Genomic DNA, 17,003 nt, shown 5'->3' on the forward strand with positions numbered 1-17,003 from the left:
GTGCCGATTTTAGTATACAACTCTATGCACCAAAAATTGAGTTTGTCTACAGTCTGAAATGACTTCCGCATTGGAAGTCATTTTTAAAAAAGTTTGCTTATTGTAAATGTATCCTTTCTCCCTACTTTTTTCTATATAAAGGTTGCAAGACGGTTGACTAATCGCAAAACTTATTTAGGATTCTAGGGGGAAATAAGATGACTATTTATCTAAAGACATATCAAGTATTTGAAAGTGTTCAAGAAATGGATGCACATATTAAGTCGCATATAACGGAGAATTATTATAAGTTAAATGATACGGATCGTGCAGTGTTATCTTTGCTCGCACAGTATGCGTGTAAGTATCCTGGAGCTACTCATTTGAAAGTGGAAACAATCACTCAAACAATAAATAAATCGGATGCGACTATTCGACGGACGTTACGCAAGTTAGAAAGCCTTCATGTCATTAAGAGAATCTCAACTATTCGACGTGTTACAAAAGGTTATGGCGCTAATATTTTAATCATTTTGCCTTTTGATGACCAATCGGAAATGATCAGTCGAGAAGTTTCTCAATCTCCAATAAACTCAAGTACTGAAGAGCATTTTCCACAATTAGAAACCGATTATTCTTTAAGCCCTAAAAAAGAATTATTTCATAATACGTATTCTAACGAAATTGTCGTTACCACAGATACTGTGGATAATTCTAAAATTATAAATTCTAGTACATTCTACCAACAGTTCCAATCGACTATTTTCTCGATGCTTGGAAAAGACCAAAAAACAGTCAGTCATTTGTATGGTGTTTACCGAAGCCTAACTTACCGTGTCACTAATTATCTTCCTCAGTATAAGAATCTTTACGAAAAAATTGGATATCAGGCACTGACAATTTCGTTACAGGCGTCAAAAAAGAAAAAAATTCGTAATCTTGCAGGTTATTACACGGGCACTTTCGAAAAAATTTGCCAACGAGACTTGTTTGAATTCTATAACGAGTTTGAAGAATAATCGCTTCATTGGAACTATTCGTTCTGGTTATTCTGTGCATAAATGACTCCGGTCTCTTACTATATATCCACCTTCAACCTGTGCAATAATTACTACACCATATTATGTGTGATTTTAGTCCGCTCAAATTTTCAAGTACTCTTATGAAATGTTTTATTTAAACTATCGCTAATAAGTCAGATTTTTAAACTTTCTTCATTTATATTAAGCAAGGAACAGAACTTTATAGTACTCGGTTACGTCATTAAATTTAGTTAAGAGAAGGAGTGAGGTTATGGGATTCTGGTATTTTTTAATATTGTTCCTTGGATTATTTTTAGTAGTTTTAGGACTACTCAGGCACAAAAAATTTAGCTTGGTATTTGTAGGACTAGTATGTATCTCGTTATCCTTGTTTATGTTTTCTCCAGGAAGTGCGGAAATCATTTCAGAATTATTTAATTTGAATTAGAGTTCAATTTAAAAATAGCGAGTAAGTGAACGATAAATGGTCCACTCACTCGCTATGAATTAACCCTGTTGACTTTTTAGTGCCCACAAAATTTGTGGGGCAGCTTTTCTTCTATTAAACAGGCATGCCTATAATCGCTTTAGGCTCCAGAAATTCTTCAATTCCATAATCTCCCCATTCGCGACCAATACCAGATTGCTTAAAGCCGCCAAACGGTGCCGATATATCTGATTTACTATTATTGATTCTTATTTGCCCTGCTCGAATATTTAATGCCACTTTCTTTAGTTCTTCTTTATCATTTCCGAATATATAACCAGCTAGACCATAAACGGTATCATTGGCAATTTCAATAGCTTCGTCAATGTCTTTATACGTGATAACCGACATGACAGGTCCAAAGATTTCCTCCTGTGCGATGGTCATATCGTTTTGTACGTTTGTGAAAACCGTTATTTTGGAAAAGAAACCTTTATCAATTCCATCGGGTTTACCAGGTCCCCCTATAGCAAGTGTGGCACCTTCTTCTTCCCCTTTTTTGATATAGGATTGAACGGTTTCCCATTGCTCTTTGGAAACCTGTGGACCCATAAATGTATCTTTGTCCTGTGGATCACCAACAGGGAACTCCGTTACTAATTCCTTCATTGCTTCAATAAAATCATCATGCATTTCTTCTGGTACAATCATTCTTGTTGCTGCGGAGCATACCTGTCCTGTATTTGTAGCAATTTGAGTTATTGCGGTTTTCGCTGCTTCTTTTACATCGGCATCCTTTAAAATGACTAATGGAGATTTTCCTCCAAGTTCTAATGAGACATTTTTAATGTCCTGTGCAGCATTCTTCATCAAACTGCTTCCTACTGCTCCCGATCCAGTAAAGGATACAAAATCGATATCGGGATGAGAGCTAATGGCCTCCCCGACTATTGAACCCGAACCATTTACCAAGTTAAACACTCCTTTAGGGACCCCAACTTTGTCAAAAATTTCGGCAATAATAACAGCAGCAAATGGCGTTTGTGATGCAGGCTTCACTACTAAAGTGCTACCAGCTGCCAATGCACTAGCCAGCTTTGTAGAAATCTGATTAGTAGGGAAGTTCCAAGGTGTAATCAGTCCTGAGACGCCGATAGGTTCTTTCTTTATATAAGAGTTCTCTCTTTCCTCTATGAACTCAAATGTTTTCAATTCCTCCGCAGCCTGCTTAAAGTGTTTAAGCCCCATTCGATAATGGATTTCCTCCGATTTTGTTATTGGAGCTCCTAACTCTTCCGTCATTATTTTTACTAAATCATCTTTACGTTTTTCGTATTCTTTTGCAATATCCTCTAAAAGCTTTATCCGGTCATCCACTGATGTTTTTGAAAAGGTATGAAACGCGTCTTTTGCGGCCTGAACAGACCGATTCACGTCTTCTTCCGTACCGCTACTAATCTTACCAATCACTTCTTCTGTTGCAGGGTTTACTACTTCAATTGTTTCTGAACCAGTAGAGTCTACCCATTCACCATTGATGTATTGTTTTGTATGATTAAGCATAACCAAACCCCTTTATATGTTGACTTATTATAAATGTTCCCTTTTCAATTGATAGTAAACAATTGGACAACCAGGTTTAAGGAGGGGGGATTACTCGAGCGTTTTAACTTTCAGCGGAGATTAATCTTCTACAATTTCAATCACTTCCGTATAAATAGCATTGGCATATTGACTTAGCCGCTCACTCAAGTTTTCACCTAGTTTACTGTATTCACTATCTGCCTGCTCTATATGATTACAAAACTCTGCTACCAAACTTTCATAATGAGGGTCTTCTATTCTACTTTTTTCTACAGCCAAAAATAATTTCCATAGCTGCTCTATGTATCTCTTTTCTATTTCTGCATATTCATTTGCTCCTACTTTTTCAAGCACCTTCGACAATCTAATGCTGTATGTTTGAATACCCATTTTCTCAATATGCTCTGAGAACCAATTGAATAAGCTTTCATGTCCTCCGCTTTCAAGCTCACAATAATAATTGAACAAAATAAAAAAATCGTTCATTTTCTCGTCTTCTGTTGGGAAATCATATTGACCATAAGCAGCTAAAACAGCATTCCAAATATCATTATTAGTTTGCAATTCGCTTCGTTTTAATTTAATTTTCATTATTGTTATTTTCCCCCTAATACTGTACTTTTTCTAAAGTGCAGTCTAAGTCTTCTAAACTACACTATTAACCTCATTACAGTAATTACCATACTTTATATCGTGTTATTTCCAAGGATTATAATAGGGTAATAAAAATAATATTCAGACAATATTTTTTGACTCAGCTTATTTAACTTACTTGTGACTACAAACTTTTTAAACGATATATAGTACGATTTATATCTTCGCTTTGGCAGATCACGGAGATAACCGATACACCATCTGCTCCAGCCTGTCGAACTTTTTGTGCATTTTCTTCTGAAATCCCCCCTATTCCTACTATCGGAAAATTAGCGTACTTTCCTCGAATTGCACGTAAAAAATCTAAACCCGCAGGTGCTTTTGCATCGGCTTTTGAAATTGTATTATAAATGGGACCGATTCCTACATAATCCGCTCCATTTTTCACTGCTAACTCCATTTCAGTTAGAGTATGTACTGATACACCGACAATCATATCCTTTACTCTTTCTCGAAACGTTGATATTGCTACATCATCTTGTCCGACATGGATACCATCGGCCTTTAATCGAATCGCAAGTTCAACATCATCATTTATAATAAAAGGAACATGGTATTTTTGACAAAGCCTTTGACATGCAACCGCAAATTCCTCATAAGCAACACCCGTTAATGGAATATCCCCTTTTTCACGAAGCTGAAAGCATGTAATACCTGCTTTTAATGCATTCTCCAGTGTTTCTAAAGGGTCTGTTAGGCAATTCGCTGTTCCCATGATGAAATAGACTTCTAATATTTTACGATTCATATATTTCAACCTCACATATCTTGCTAGCTCTGTTAAAAGCAAAATGATTAGTTGGTCCATGACCGCTCCCAATATACAGAGGAGTTGCTATAGCCAATTGGATAAACTTTTTAGCTTCCACTATTGAATCGATGACTGCTAATCCATTTGCTATATTCGCTGTAATGGCAGCCGAAAATGTACACCCAGTTCCATGTGTATCTTTCGTCATGATACGAGGGGCTGAGATCGTGAATATGTTATTTCCCATATATACTGTATCTATTGCTTGCGCTCCATCTAGATGACCACCCTTCATGACTACACATTTAACACCAAAATTAAGCAATTCCCTTGCTGCTTTTTCAATATCTTTTGTTGTACGTATGGATATACCTGTTAGTACCTCTGCTTCAGGAATATTAGGTGTGCAAATTGTTGTATAGGGTAGCAATTTTTCTTTTAAAGCTATTATAGCTGCATCTTGTAACAAACTAGCTCCACCCTTTGCAATCATAACGGGATCCACAATTAGTGGAATATTCTGTTTCTTAACAATTTCTGCTACTACATTAATAATTTCAGCAGAAAATAGCATTCCTGTTTTCATTGCTTTTATTGGAAAGTCATCAAAAAGAACATTCAGTTGTTGTTCGACAAAATTTGGTTTTACTTCATAGATACCATGAACTCCCTTTGTATTTTGCGCTGTTAAAGCCGTAATAACGGTTGTACCAAAAACTCCTAGCTCCTGAAATGTTTTTAAATCGGCTTGAATCCCAGCTCCACCACCCGAATCAGAGCCTGCAATTGTTAATGCAATCATCTATTTCCCTCCGCAATCATTTGTAGTGAGTTGATAAATTGAACTGCAAACGTACCTACTTCCGGCCCGCGTTGTTCGGCAGCTTGTTTGTAATCAAGTAATACCGAAGCTATATCTTGCAGTGGATGTTCTGCTACAGCTAGTGTTGCGGCACAAACAGCGCTCAATAAGCAACCCATTCCAGTCACACGTGTCGCTAACTCATTCCCGCCGTTTACTTCAAGTACTTGCTGCCCATCTGTTACGATATCTTTTGGTCCTGTCACTACGACTAAGCATTGATAATTGAGGGCCACCTCTTTTGCAACGATCTCGATATCCATATTTCCTATACCACTATCGACTCCCTTTCCTTCCCAAGAAACTCCTGCGATTGCTGCTAATTCTCCTGCATTACAGCGGATACATTGAAATTGAATATGTGCGAGTAAATCCATGACCACTTTTTTCCGGTAGGCTGTTGCCCCAATACCAACAGGGTCCAATACTATGGGAATGCCTAATACATTTGCTTTTTTCCCTGCTACAAGCATGGTGTCAGCCGTTCGTGAATTTATGGTCCCAATATTGATAAGTAGGCCTTGCGAAATAGCGACCATGTCAGCAACTTCCTCTACTTCGTCTGCCATCACAGGAGAAGCCCCAATTGCTAATAAGCCATTCGCTGTAAAATTAGCTACGACATAATTCGTGATGCAATGTACTAATGGAGAAGATTTTTTAATAGTTGTTAGCATAACGTAACACTTCCTTTTCCCAATTTTGCAGCGTCCATGGCATCTCCCAAAATTGCCACTCGTAAAAGCAGCTTTTCTTAAAATGACTTTTAAATACTGCTGTCTTTTCTGGTTGTTCCTCAGCAAAACGATTCATCATCTTTTTTTGATTTGCAATTTTGTGTACCATTTCATCTGAACTATATAGATCTAGCCACTGTTGATAAAGCGCTATTCCTGGCTCCGCATGTTTATAATATTGTCCAATTTCTTGATATAACCAAGGACAAGGGAACATTGCTGCAAATGCTTCTGCTACATCTCCATTTTGTGCTGCGTTATACATATGTGAGACATAATTATACGCAGCTGGTGCAGGTTCAAAAACTTTAATTTCTTCTTTAGATACACCTAATTGCTCAAAGGTTGTGCGATGCATATCTAATTCAGCTTCATGTATAAACTGAGCTGTTTGAATGAAATACCGGATATCTTCATCATAGGTTGCCTTTGATGCAGCAATTGCAAGTACTTTCGTATAATGCTTCAAATAGTATGCATCTTGTAGCATATACATCTTAAATTTCTCCATTGGTAATGATCCATCTGCAATTCCCATCACAAAAGGATGATGAAAGCTGGCTACCCAATACATATCTGTCTCTTTTCGGATTATTTCACAAAATGACACTCTTCGTCCTCCTCCATTGTCAGACGTAAGCGCAAAAAAACCTCTACTAAAAAATAGTAGAGGTTGAAAAAGTGCATACGACACCACTTCATTGCTCCCTACGTCAGTATTAACTGTCAGGTTCTAAGGGTCAGGTTTTAACCTTCTCAACACATATGTGTCCCCCCGCAAAAACATTTAATTAGTATCTAGCTTACCGCATTAAATTACTTTAATCAATAACACATCTTCCAAACTAAAATTTTTATTGATTGTTACATCTCCCAAATAGACTAGTAGTCTTCCTAGCATAGAAAAGCTCTTAGTTTTTATTTCAGACTCTGAATCTTTCGGTTCACATCATTCACAAGGGAACTATTCTGTTTCAAAAGCTACTGTTCTCTTGCATAACTATAAATTCAATATTAATGAAATTTGGAAATTTAGTTCAAGGTCTGATAGATCACCGAAGTTTTATACTATAATGTCTGATTGATTTGGGTATCCCTTTCAACTTGAGTATACTATTGTATACTAAATGCCTAATCCGATATTCTAAAAAGTATAAATCTATATACGAATCTATTTGTGTCAAAATTTCTCCGATCACGCTACCGGTCTTGATAAAATCTTTTGACTCTTGCTTACTATGTAGCTTCTCTATTATTGCGATGATGTATGAATCATAATGATTTTCTGGGACCCCTTTAATTTCACCATCTACCCATAAGCGTAACACTTCTTTATTTAGAGCTAGTTTTTCCCATTCCATTTGAAATTCAATGCGTTCATTATCAGATAAAGGTTTATTCCCTTTATTATTTTCAAAGATTAGCCTTATATTTTTAGAATCTAATTGACCTGTATGGAAAATAGATTGCTCTTTTTTAATATCGCGATATCTCTCATTGACACTCGTGGATTTCATAAGAAAAACCTCATTTGGCTTTTCCCTCAATAAATAGAGAAAAAATCGTAGACCTGTTTGTTCATCTGGATTATCACCATACCAAATATAAATGGGAACATTATTTGCTATATCCTCAATCTCACGCAATGTATTGGAAAACTTATTCACATATTCATAATCATCGTTCTCTAGGTTAATATTTTCATATAACCATTCTTTGCGAGAGTTTTGTCCTATTTCCTCTTCTAGCTTCCACAAAGGTCCAATTGAAAAAGTGTCTGGAAATCCAATTACAGTCTTTGGTCTTTCAAGTCCTACTCTTAAAGAACCTGCTGCCGATTCTGAAGTTACAATATGAACAGCACCAAATTTCTCCAGACCTTTTACCCGTCTCCTTTTTTGAATATGTTTATTTATTTCTTCTACAATCTTGATCATTCCATCCTGATTCACAAAGAATGCTCTTCCTTCCACTTGCTTTCTTTCCAAGTGGTTAAGCGTTTCAAAATCATCTCTATGATTGATTTCAAATGTCTCACACTTACTGCTATCATTATTTAAGTCCGAAATTGTTATATACTTTTCTGTTTCAATCCGATAAACAAAAACGACATTAGGCTCTATTAATATATAGATATATGGATAATTATCTTTAGTTCTAATTAAAACCACCCCCTGTTCAAGAATTCGCTTCCGTTAAGCACTGATGGAAAATTCTATATCTTCTGTGTCAACTATAAATCTGTAGGGTATATTCGTCAAACAGTCATGATGTCAATTCCAATTTTCCAAAAAAAATGACTCCCATGTCGGGAGTCATTTTGATAGCCTATTTATCCCGCATTAACAGGCAGTAATACTTTCACTTCAAGGCTTTTCTCAAGAAAAAAGTAATAATGGGTGCCAACTGCCTGTAAAAGCCTGTATGATTCAACTAACAATCAGTTAGGATGAAGAGCCTCCCTCTGATTGAAGTTTCACTCTATTGTGCTGTATACCCGCCATCAACTGTTAATACATTTCCGGTCATAAACGAAGAATCATCCGAAGCCATGAATAATACTGCTTTAGCCATTTCTTCTGCTTGACCAAGACGCTGCATTGGTGTCATCGTTTTCAATATTTCTTTGCTTTCTTCCGGAATAATCGGTGTATCGATGAAGCCTGGTGCCAATGCATTTACACGAATATTTTTAGTCGCATATTCCAATGCTAGTGAACGTGTCAAGTTAATCACTCCGCCTTTTGCTGCATTATAAGCGGCCGATCCAGGTGAGCCTACCCAACCGTACATGGAAGCGGTATTAACAATTGTTCCTCCACCAGATTTAAGCATTTCACGGATTGCATCACGCGCAACTAAGAATACACCATCTAAATCAACATTCACTGTATTACGCCATTCTGCATATTCTAACTCTTCTGTAGGAGTTACGCGACCAATACCTGCATTATTAAAAACTATATCCACTTTTCCAAAAGCGGCAATTGTTTCTTTGTATATATTTTGAACTTCTTCTTCACTTGTAATATTAGCTTTAACAAATAGCGCCTCAGCATTTTGTGCTTTTAACTCTGCTTCAAATGCTTTTCCTTTTTCTTCATTCAAATCTACTAACACTACTTTTGCACCCTCTTGTACAAAAAGTCTTGCTGTTGCTGCGCCGATTCCCGATGCACCACCTGTGATTATCGCTACTTTGTTTTGTAGTTTCATTAGAAAAGCACTCCTATCCAAATAAAATTTAAATATCTAAATTTTTATATCTCGAATTAAAGATATTTATATTATTAATATATTCCTCTTTTTTACGAAAGTCAAAATATTGGATCTGACGTTTACTTTTTATGCCCTCCAAGTAATCCCGCGCGCTTTCTTGCAGTTCCTGCTTCTGTGTAAGATACTGCACGTAAAACTGCAGTAGAGCCGTATTTACTCCGTAGTGCATCCATCGTTTTTCCTAGCTTTCGTTCCTTCCATTTATTTTCTTCAAACAAGCTAAGCTGCATCGAATACTCTGGTTCTAAATTGGTAATCGAGAGAGACAATTTCCGAACAGGACGGCGATCATAAAATTCATCAAAGATTTGTTCACACACTTTATAAATGGTCATTGTGGCATTTGTCGGCTCATCGATGGAACGAGAACGATTAAACCCTCCACCAAAAGCGTCTTTGCTATACTCAACAGATAGATGTATCGTTCTACCAGCCATTTCTGCTTCGCGTGCACGCCTTGCTACATCCTCACACATTTCCAAAACGACTGCCATGACTTCTTTTTTACTACGATAATCTCGAAATAATATTTGTCCTTTTCCATAACTAATTTGTCCTCCTTCAAGAGGCGCTCCGAGCTCGGATAAATCTATCCCCCACGCATGATGAAAAAGTTGGTTTCCCATCACTCCAAACTTCTCCTCGAGCAAAGATAATGGTGTTTTCGCCAATTGCCCAACATTGAAAATCCCCATATTATTTAGCGTCTTTTTTAGACGGGATCCAATCCCCCACATATCACTTAATGGAGTTACTGGCCACAATTTCTCTTGAACGTCTTCATATGTCCATTTAGCAAAACCAGTTTTTTTCGCTTCTAAGTCAAGTGCCAGCTTAGCCATAAGCATATTAGGCCCCATTCCAACCGCACAGGGTAACTGAAATTGAGCATATAGTTCATCTTGTATACGTTTTATCGTTTTTTCAACGGGTCCCCAAAGCTTTTCTGTTCCGCCAAGATCTACGAAACACTCATCGACACTGTATACATGAATCGATTCATATGGGACGAACTGATGTAAATAGCGTGTAATTTCCATCGATACTCGAACGAAAAACTCCATTTTAGGTTCAATAAGATGAATCGAAGGATGATCTGGTATTTCAAAAAGTCTCGTTCCAGTCTTTACACCAAACTGTTTTTTCATAGGTGGGGATGCGGCGAGCACGATACTTCCTTTTCGCTCCAAATCTCCAATGACTGCAATCGGAGTATTCATGACATCCAGACCTGCGTCTGCTGCTGCACAGCTCGCAAAAAAACTACGTATATCAATACATATAATTTGCCGGTTTTTTAGTCCTTCATACATATTATTTACCCCTCTCTAGGAACGTATGTTCTTTATAGTATATTACGAACACAGGTTCTTATTCAATGGTAAATAATAGAGTGTATAAAAAACGTTCCTATAGCAGGAACGCTTTTTTTATTTGAGTTTCATGACAAATTCAAGACCAGTAGGATTCTCTTTCAAATGATTCGTATACTCAGTAAAAACTAAGCTTAATCCTGTTAAATCATCTGGGAGTGCTGGAGATACTACAAATTTCTGTGTAGAATGACCTCCCGATCCCCTTCCACCGGTAGGACGACAATCATAATTTTCATTTATATGTAAATGAAAAGCGCCTTCATAACGACTGCGACGTATTTCCTCCAGATGATCCAAATTTTTTGGAACATCCCAATCTATAGTAAGATATATCACACTTGCATTATCAAACTGTCGAATGAAAGTAATTGAGTATAAACGTTCCGCCTTTTCAATTGCTTTCATAACTGGTAGATGAAGTCTGAAATTATTCGGCTCCACCTGAGGCCGAAAGATTTCCTCATTTCTCAATAATCCAAATAACGAGTTTAACAAATCCTCATAAACACCATACTTTTCCGTCCATTTAGTGATAGATTCAATAGGCGGTACACCTGGATTGTTATTCGAAAGTTCTTTCCGTTGCTTTAACAGTGCACATAATTGTTCATCAATCGTTGAAAGCTGTTGATCATAATAGTCAGTTTGGTCCACTTCTCTTTTTTTCATATTAGTCTCTTCCTCTCCTATTTATCCCGGTTTAACTCATCAATCCGTTGAATGGCGTCATCTACATTTCTAACTCCAATTACTTCTATTGAAAGATTAGATGATTTCACTACCTCATTACCCTCTTCCAAATTTCCAATCGGAAGAATTATATAGGGAAGCCCGATATTATTTGCACTTAGAACTTTTTCCTTTATAAGACCAATTTCTATTACTTTTCCAGATTTATTGATTGCTCCTGTCACACCGATTGGTATATCATTTTTAATTTTTCCTTGTTCTATTAGACTAGATAAAACGAGAGCTAAACCTGCACTGTTCCCACCTGAATTGCTTCTAGAAAGAAACTCATCTACAGATGGATTAGTTGAATCTAAATACGTTTTCACATTCACTGACATCTGCTGAAAATCATCGTCAAGATTGAGTCCGATCCATTTAAAAATTGCGGTACTTTTACCAGCATAGCGAAGAAAATTAGAGACTTCTTTTATGTCAAAAATCAACAAACCACTATTAAGATCGCGAAAAGCTTGTTCCTCTAAAATCTCTTCCTGTTTTATCTGCACAGAATTTACAGCCAACAGATAAATTCTAGAGTTTACTACTAGTTCTTCTGGCGGAATATATGAATAAACCAAATAGTGGTTCCCTTCCGTCAAAATAATCGGTAATTCATATAAAAGTAAAAATAACGAAGCGATGAAGGAGAATAGAAAAGTACGTCTGGAGATTTGAATTTTTCTAATACCAAATAAAAAAAATGGCCATAATATAACGAGCAAAACCAACATACTCCAAAAGAAAAAACTAGAAATATAATCAAGGAGAAACAAATAGAACTCCGCAAAGTAAACAAAAATGGTCATTGCAAAAGGAATCATTTGGTACTTATTTGCTGATTCAATGATCTATATCACCTATCCTTTCCAAAAAGTACTACTTTACTTATTCTATTTACTGCTAAAAAACCCTTCATAAACCACCCAAATAAAACAACACCACTAAACTTCTAGGCGCTCTATAATATGCACAGCGAAAATCAATCGGTAATTATATAACAACTACTATGTCCAAAGCCCTTCGAAAACGATAGAAACAGATTTTGAACTTAAAGTACCGGGCATGTCTTTTGCCCGGTTTTTCTTATGTCCCAAAATAACACATTGCGAAGAACAGAATATTATGATAAATTAAATAGCAATAAAAAGAAGTGAAAACTTCATAATTAATAAAAAATAACGCTAATCCTTCAAAAGGAGAGTATAATTTGTTATTACTAAATCTAATACGAGAAAAATATAGTACTATGTCTAAAAGCCAAAGGAAAATAGCGAACTACGTACAAGAACATCCTAATGATATTGCTTTATATTCAGCAGCTGAATTCGGTTCTAAAATTGGGCTAAGTGAATCCACTATTATTCGCTTTGCCTACTCACTGGGCTTTTCTGGTTTTGCGGAACTTCAAAAACTAGTTCGAGAGCAATTTTTTATAAAAGAAAGCAGTTTATCTACTTATCAGCAGGCAAAACTAGTCATTCCAAAGGATATCAGCTTTCATAAACAAGTAATGGAACAGGACCGCGAATCCATCTTAGTTACGATGAATCAAATAGAGGAAAATGCTTACCACGCTGCGATTCAGCATTTATCAAACGCAAAATCCGTTTATGTACTTGGACTTCGCTCTTCCTATTCCGCTGCAAATTGGCTTTCATTTTCTTTAGGACTAGTAAAAGAAAATGTCCATTTTATGCGACCGGAAACAGAAGACGTTATCCGTACGATTACACAAATGGATGAAAATTCTGTCGTCATTATTATTTCGTTCCATCGCTATTTGAAAGAAACTATTCAAATAGCCGAGCTTATAAAGAAACAAAAATCATACATTATAGGGATAAGTGACTCAATGCTAGCACCTATTCATGCCTATAGTGATGTATTATTCCCTATTTATGCATCAAACAAATCAACATTGGATGCAGTCTCCCCCCTCTTTTCATTTATGAACGCGGTTGTTGCAGGTTTAATCGTAGAGCAAAAGGAGGATTTTAAAAAAAGGCAAGCATTGTATGAAACTATTTCAAGTCATTTTCTATTCGAGGAAGAAGGAAACCCATCATGAAACAAGTGTTATTAGAAATAAAGCCTACTGTGGAAGCGGTATTTCAACATCTTCATGCAAATCCTGAAATTAGCTGGAAGGAGTTTTCGACAACCAAGTATTTGAACGATATTTTAGTGCAGGAAGGTTTTAATGTAACTACTTTTGATGACTCCACTGGTTTAGTAGTTACTGTCGGTAGTGGAAAACCTTGCGTAGGTATTCGAACAGATATGGACGCGCTATGGCAAGAAGTGGATGGTGAATTTAAAGCAAATCATTCCTGTGGACATGATGCACATATGACGATGGTTTTAGGCACTCTGCTTTTATTGAAAAAGCTAGGCATACCCAAACAAGGAACATTAAAAGTATTATTTCAGCCAGCGGAAGAGAAAGGTACTGGGGCGCTTTCTTATATTGAAAAAGGCTTAGTAGAGGATATCGACTATTTGTACGGAGTTCACCTACGCCCTATTCAAGAAATTCGAAACGGTTATGCTTCCCCTGCCATTTTACATGGAGCAGCGAAACTTATTAGCGGTAAAATTCACGGGATAGAAGCGCATGGTGCGAGACCACATCTTGGCATCAACGCGATTGAAGTTGGTGCTCAAATGGTGCAAGCTATTCAAGCAATTTACCTAGATCCAATGATGTCTTATTCTGCAAAGCTTACACGATTTCAAGCAGGCGGAGAATCTGCCAATATCATTCCAGGAAATGCAGAGTTTAGCATAGACGTTCGAGCACAAACAAATGCTGCGATTGATGAGCTAATTGCAAAAGTAGAACATGCCATTCAATCTGTCGCATTCTTAAATAATAGTACGATAGATTTTCATATGGAGACGGAAATTGCTGCAGCGGAGATTGATGCAACAGCAGAGGAATTTATGAAAGTGGCAATTATTGAGACAATTGGTCAAGAACATTATATCCCCCCTATCGTTACTCCAGGAGGAGAGGATTTTCACTTTTATACATTAAAAAGGCCTTCCATTAAAGCGACGATGCTAGGATTAGGATGTGATTTAGCTCCTGGACTACATCACCCGAATATGGCGTTTAACCATGATAGTATATTAACTGGTATTGAAATTCTTGCGAAGGCCGTTATCGGTACTTTTCAAAAAGAGGAGTGAAGAGAATGGCCCAGATTGACATTCGTGTATTAAAAACAATGGAAGAAATGCTCCTTGTTCAACAATTAGAAGAAGTAGTTTGGGGCATGGGTGCAATTCCTGTCCACCAAACACTCACAGCAGTTAAGAATGGCGGATTAATAATTGGAGCATTTGACAGAGAAAAATTAGTAGGCTTTTCTTATGGCTTCCCTGGTTATAAAAACAAAGAAACGTATTTATGCTCTCATATGCTTGGCATTCACCCAGATTATCAAGTACGAGGCATCGGGAAAAAGTTAAAAGACGAGCAGCTTATAGTTGCAAAAGAGATGGGATATAAATTGATCACTTGGACATTCGATCCACTAGAAAGTCGCAATGCCTATTTGAATATTGCGAAGCTTTATGGAATCGTCGACACCTATATTGAGAACTGTTATGGGGAAATGTCAGACGGGATCAATGCTGGTTTACCAACTGATCGCTTACAAGTTGAGTGGAGAATTACAAGTGAACGTGTGCAGGAAAAATGGATGCCACATGGTATTATTTTTAAAAATCTATTTCAAACGGTGTTTTCTGATGAAAATCTACCTGTTTTAGTTGAACCAGATTTATTTGACCCAACAGAACAGGGATATGAAGTACCTATTCCTCAGCAATTTCAAGCGATGAAGACAGCAAGTCCCAAAACAGCTTTAAAATGGCGTTTGCAAATTCGGAAAATTATCCAAACTTTATTTTCAAAGGGTTATGCACTCGTTTCCGTGCGAAAAACGGAGGACCCAGTTAACTACTATCAATTTGTACAAAAATCAACGATACCATTACAAACAGAGGAGAAATAATATGATTATTAAAGAAGTAAATATTCGTAAAATGAAAATGACAATGAAATCCCCTTTTTCAACAAGTTTTGGGACCTTCCAAGATAAAGAGTTCCTTCTATTAGAAGTAACAGATGAACTTGGAAATACAGGATGGGGCGAATCTACAGCATTCCACTCTCCTTGGTATAACGAAGAAACACTTGAAACCAACCTACATATGATTAGAGATTTTTTAATCCCACTTGTATTGGATAAAGAGATTACACACCCAGATGAAGTAAATGAACTATTTGCCCCTCTTCGTAAAAATAATATGGCCAAAGCAGCAATTGAAGGTGCCATTTGGGATTTATATGCAAAACGCAATAAATGGACATTAGCAGAAGCGCTTGGTGGAACAGCAGAAAAAATTGAAGTCGGTATTAGTATTGGAATCCAAAAAAGTACAGAGGATTTAATCGAACTTGTTCGTGGTTACATAGCGGAAGGCTATAAACGAATGAAAGTTAAAATAAAGCCAGGCTTTGACGTTAATGTAATTCAAGCTCTTAGAGAAGCTTTTCCAAACGTTCCCCTTATGGCAGATGCGAATTCTGCATATACATTAGATGATATAGACGTACTTAAACAACTAGATGAGTTTAATTTGACAATGATAGAACAGCCTTTAGCTTCTGATGATATTATTGATCATGCAAAATTGCAAAAAGAGCTAAAAACGCCTATTTGTTTAGATGAAAGTATTCACTCATTAGAAGATGCCCGCAAAGCCTTTGAACTTGGAAGTACTCAAATAATTAATGTCAAAATTGGACGTGTCGGTGGCTTAACTGAATCGAAAAAAATTCATGACTTCTGTATGGAAAACGACATCCCAGTATGGTGTGGTGGAATGTTAGAATCAGGGATAGGACGTGCTCATAACGTAGCGTTAACGACACTCCCAAACTTTATCTTGCCTGGTGATACTGCGGGTTCTTCCCGCTATTGGGAGGAAGATGTCATTACTCCTGAAGTAGTTGCAAAAGACGGATATATCACGGTTCCTACAGGTTATGGCATTGGTTATGAGCCTAATATTAAAGTGATGGATCGTTACACAGTGGAACAGTTCCATTTTAAAGCTTAAAGTGAAACTTCAATCAGTAGGGTTTCTTCATCCCCCACTGATTGAAAAGATGAACTTAGGAAAATAACGCCGCATCGTGCGGCAATGCTTGAGTGACCAACATCCTGTTGGTCCGGGACTCGCAAGAAGCGAGTCACATAGACGAAGCCACACGACGTGGCGCTTTTCGTCTATGTTCTATGACGGGCATTTACGAGCAGTTGTCTCCCTCTTATGCTTTGTTGCTTAAGCCTAATTACTGCCCGTTAATGCGGGATAAATGCAATAAGCCCCTTTACTAAGTAAATGGGCGCTTTATCTTATAAATTTTCGGAATATTATAATAACAAGGAGTTTACGCATATGAAAAAAAGCTTTCAAATCGGATCTGCTTTCATTGGAATTATCGTTGGAGCGGGATTCGCATCAGGACAAGAGATTTTACAATTTTTCGCCAGTTTCGGTTACCTGGGTATTGCAGGGTCTGT

Annotated in this window: 16 protein-coding genes and 1 riboswitch; of the genes, 5 read left to right on the forward strand and 11 right to left on the reverse strand. The window is 37.0% G+C overall.

Annotation, left to right across the window (positions count from 1 at the left end; all coding sequences use genetic code 11):
• Window positions 1–197: 197 nt before the first annotated feature.
• Window positions 198–998 carry a helix-turn-helix domain-containing protein gene (locus tag MKY37_RS22265; RefSeq protein ID WP_340780423.1) on the forward strand — a complete coding sequence of 267 codons (801 nt, stop codon included), beginning with the start codon at window positions 198–200 and terminating at the stop codon, window positions 996–998.
• A 565-nt stretch (window positions 999–1,563) separates the two neighbouring features.
• Here MKY37_RS22265 and MKY37_RS22270 read toward each other — a convergent pair.
• From MKY37_RS22270 to MKY37_RS22320, 11 genes are all read right to left on the reverse strand, one after another.
• Window positions 1,564–2,991 (reverse strand): aldehyde dehydrogenase family protein, encoded by a 1,428-nt coding sequence (locus MKY37_RS22270; RefSeq protein ID WP_340780424.1) that lies wholly within the window; start codon window positions 2,989–2,991, stop codon window positions 1,564–1,566.
• Window positions 2,992–3,111: 120 nt separating this feature from the next.
• Complete coding sequence (locus MKY37_RS22275; protein WP_340780426.1) at window positions 3,112–3,603, reverse strand: DMP19 family protein; 492 nt, start codon at window positions 3,601–3,603, stop codon at window positions 3,112–3,114.
• Between the two features lie 187 nt (window positions 3,604–3,790).
• A complete protein-coding gene (thiE, locus tag MKY37_RS22280) occupies window positions 3,791–4,414 on the reverse strand; it encodes a thiamine phosphate synthase (RefSeq protein WP_340780427.1) in 624 nt (207 codons plus the stop codon).
• Window positions 4,404–5,219, reverse strand: a complete 816-nt coding sequence (gene thiD / locus MKY37_RS22285; RefSeq protein WP_340780428.1) for a bifunctional hydroxymethylpyrimidine kinase/phosphomethylpyrimidine kinase — start codon at window positions 5,217–5,219, stop codon at window positions 4,404–4,406. Before thiD ends, thiE begins: the two co-directional genes overlap by 11 nt.
• A complete protein-coding gene (thiM, locus tag MKY37_RS22290; protein WP_340780429.1) occupies window positions 5,216–5,956 on the reverse strand; it encodes a hydroxyethylthiazole kinase in 741 nt (246 codons plus the stop codon). Before thiM ends, thiD begins: the two co-directional genes overlap by 4 nt.
• Complete coding sequence (tenA, locus tag MKY37_RS22295; RefSeq protein WP_340780430.1) at window positions 5,940–6,626, reverse strand: thiaminase II; 687 nt, start codon at window positions 6,624–6,626, stop codon at window positions 5,940–5,942. Before tenA ends, thiM begins: the two co-directional genes overlap by 17 nt.
• 78 nt (window positions 6,627–6,704) lie before the next feature.
• Window positions 6,705–6,803, reverse strand: a riboswitch (TPP riboswitch).
• 265 nt (window positions 6,804–7,068) lie between these two features.
• Window positions 7,069–8,187: a DUF1835 domain-containing protein gene (locus MKY37_RS22300; RefSeq protein WP_340780431.1), complete on the reverse strand. Its 1,119-nt coding sequence runs from the start codon at window positions 8,185–8,187 to the stop codon at window positions 7,069–7,071.
• A 310-nt stretch (window positions 8,188–8,497) separates the two neighbouring features.
• On the reverse strand, window positions 8,498–9,232 hold the full coding sequence (locus MKY37_RS22305) for an SDR family NAD(P)-dependent oxidoreductase (RefSeq protein WP_340780432.1): 735 nt from the start codon (window positions 9,230–9,232) through the stop codon (window positions 8,498–8,500).
• Between the two features lie 122 nt (window positions 9,233–9,354).
• Window positions 9,355–10,608: a Y-family DNA polymerase gene (locus tag MKY37_RS22310; protein ID WP_340780433.1), complete on the reverse strand. Its 1,254-nt coding sequence runs from the start codon at window positions 10,606–10,608 to the stop codon at window positions 9,355–9,357.
• Between the two features lie 117 nt (window positions 10,609–10,725).
• The gene (locus MKY37_RS22315; protein ID WP_340780434.1) at window positions 10,726–11,340 is read right to left on the reverse strand and encodes a hypothetical protein; all 615 of its coding nucleotides are present in this window, start codon (window positions 11,338–11,340) and stop codon (window positions 10,726–10,728) included.
• Window positions 11,341–11,357: 17 nt separating this feature from the next.
• On the reverse strand, window positions 11,358–12,209 hold the full coding sequence (locus tag MKY37_RS22320) for a S16 family serine protease (protein WP_340780435.1): 852 nt from the start codon (window positions 12,207–12,209) through the stop codon (window positions 11,358–11,360).
• A 401-nt stretch (window positions 12,210–12,610) separates the two neighbouring features.
• On the opposite strand from MKY37_RS22320, the gene MKY37_RS22325 reads away from it, so the two are divergent.
• Genes MKY37_RS22325 through menC form a run of 4 tightly spaced genes read left to right on the forward strand, consistent with a single transcriptional unit; the run spans window position 12,611 to window position 16,536 of the window.
• Window positions 12,611–13,471 carry a MurR/RpiR family transcriptional regulator gene (locus tag MKY37_RS22325; RefSeq protein ID WP_340780436.1) on the forward strand — a complete coding sequence of 287 codons (861 nt, stop codon included), beginning with the start codon at window positions 12,611–12,613 and terminating at the stop codon, window positions 13,469–13,471.
• Window positions 13,468–14,595 (forward strand): M20 peptidase aminoacylase family protein, encoded by a 1,128-nt coding sequence (locus MKY37_RS22330; protein WP_340780437.1) that lies wholly within the window; start codon window positions 13,468–13,470, stop codon window positions 14,593–14,595. The genes MKY37_RS22325 and MKY37_RS22330 overlap by 4 nt, the downstream gene beginning before the upstream one ends.
• A gap of 5 nt (window positions 14,596–14,600) precedes the next feature.
• Window positions 14,601–15,425 carry a GNAT family N-acetyltransferase gene (locus MKY37_RS22335; RefSeq protein WP_340780438.1) on the forward strand — a complete coding sequence of 275 codons (825 nt, stop codon included), beginning with the start codon at window positions 14,601–14,603 and terminating at the stop codon, window positions 15,423–15,425.
• Between the two features lies 1 nt (window position 15,426).
• The gene (menC, locus tag MKY37_RS22340; protein WP_340780439.1) at window positions 15,427–16,536 is read left to right on the forward strand and encodes an o-succinylbenzoate synthase; all 1,110 of its coding nucleotides are present in this window, start codon (window positions 15,427–15,429) and stop codon (window positions 16,534–16,536) included.
• The last annotated feature ends 467 nt before the right edge of the window (window positions 16,537–17,003 follow it).

The sequence above is a fragment of the Psychrobacillus sp. FSL K6-2836 genome (assembly GCF_038003085.1).
GTDB lineage: Bacteria > Bacillota > Bacilli > Bacillales_A > Planococcaceae > Psychrobacillus.

Bases quoted from the DNA above. Each gene is read 5' to 3' on its own strand.
- MKY37_RS22265 (WP_340780423.1), top strand. From the start codon at position 198: ATGACTATTTATCTAAAGACATATCAAGTATTTGAAAGTGTTCAAGAA.
- MKY37_RS22270 (WP_340780424.1), bottom strand. From the start codon at position 2,991: ATGCTTAATCATACAAAACAATACATCAATGGTGAATGGGTAGACTCT.
- MKY37_RS22275 (WP_340780426.1), bottom strand. From the start codon at position 3,603: ATGAAAATTAAATTAAAACGAAGCGAATTGCAAACTAATAATGATATT.
- thiE (WP_340780427.1), bottom strand. From the start codon at position 4,414: ATGAATCGTAAAATATTAGAAGTCTATTTCATCATGGGAACAGCGAAT.
- thiD (WP_340780428.1), bottom strand. From the start codon at position 5,219: ATGATTGCATTAACAATTGCAGGCTCTGATTCGGGTGGTGGAGCTGGG.
- thiM (WP_340780429.1), bottom strand. From the start codon at position 5,956: ATGCTAACAACTATTAAAAAATCTTCTCCATTAGTACATTGCATCACG.
- MKY37_RS22305 (WP_340780432.1), bottom strand. From the start codon at position 9,232: ATGAAACTACAAAACAAAGTAGCGATAATCACAGGTGGTGCATCGGGA.
- MKY37_RS22310 (WP_340780433.1), bottom strand. From the start codon at position 10,608: ATGTATGAAGGACTAAAAAACCGGCAAATTATATGTATTGATATACGT.
- MKY37_RS22315 (WP_340780434.1), bottom strand. From the start codon at position 11,340: ATGAAAAAAAGAGAAGTGGACCAAACTGACTATTATGATCAACAGCTT.
- MKY37_RS22320 (WP_340780435.1), bottom strand. From the start codon at position 12,209: ATGACCATTTTTGTTTACTTTGCGGAGTTCTATTTGTTTCTCCTTGAT.
- MKY37_RS22330 (WP_340780437.1), top strand. From the start codon at position 13,468: ATGAAACAAGTGTTATTAGAAATAAAGCCTACTGTGGAAGCGGTATTT.
- MKY37_RS22335 (WP_340780438.1), top strand. From the start codon at position 14,601: ATGGCCCAGATTGACATTCGTGTATTAAAAACAATGGAAGAAATGCTC.
- menC (WP_340780439.1), top strand. From the start codon at position 15,427: ATGATTATTAAAGAAGTAAATATTCGTAAAATGAAAATGACAATGAAA.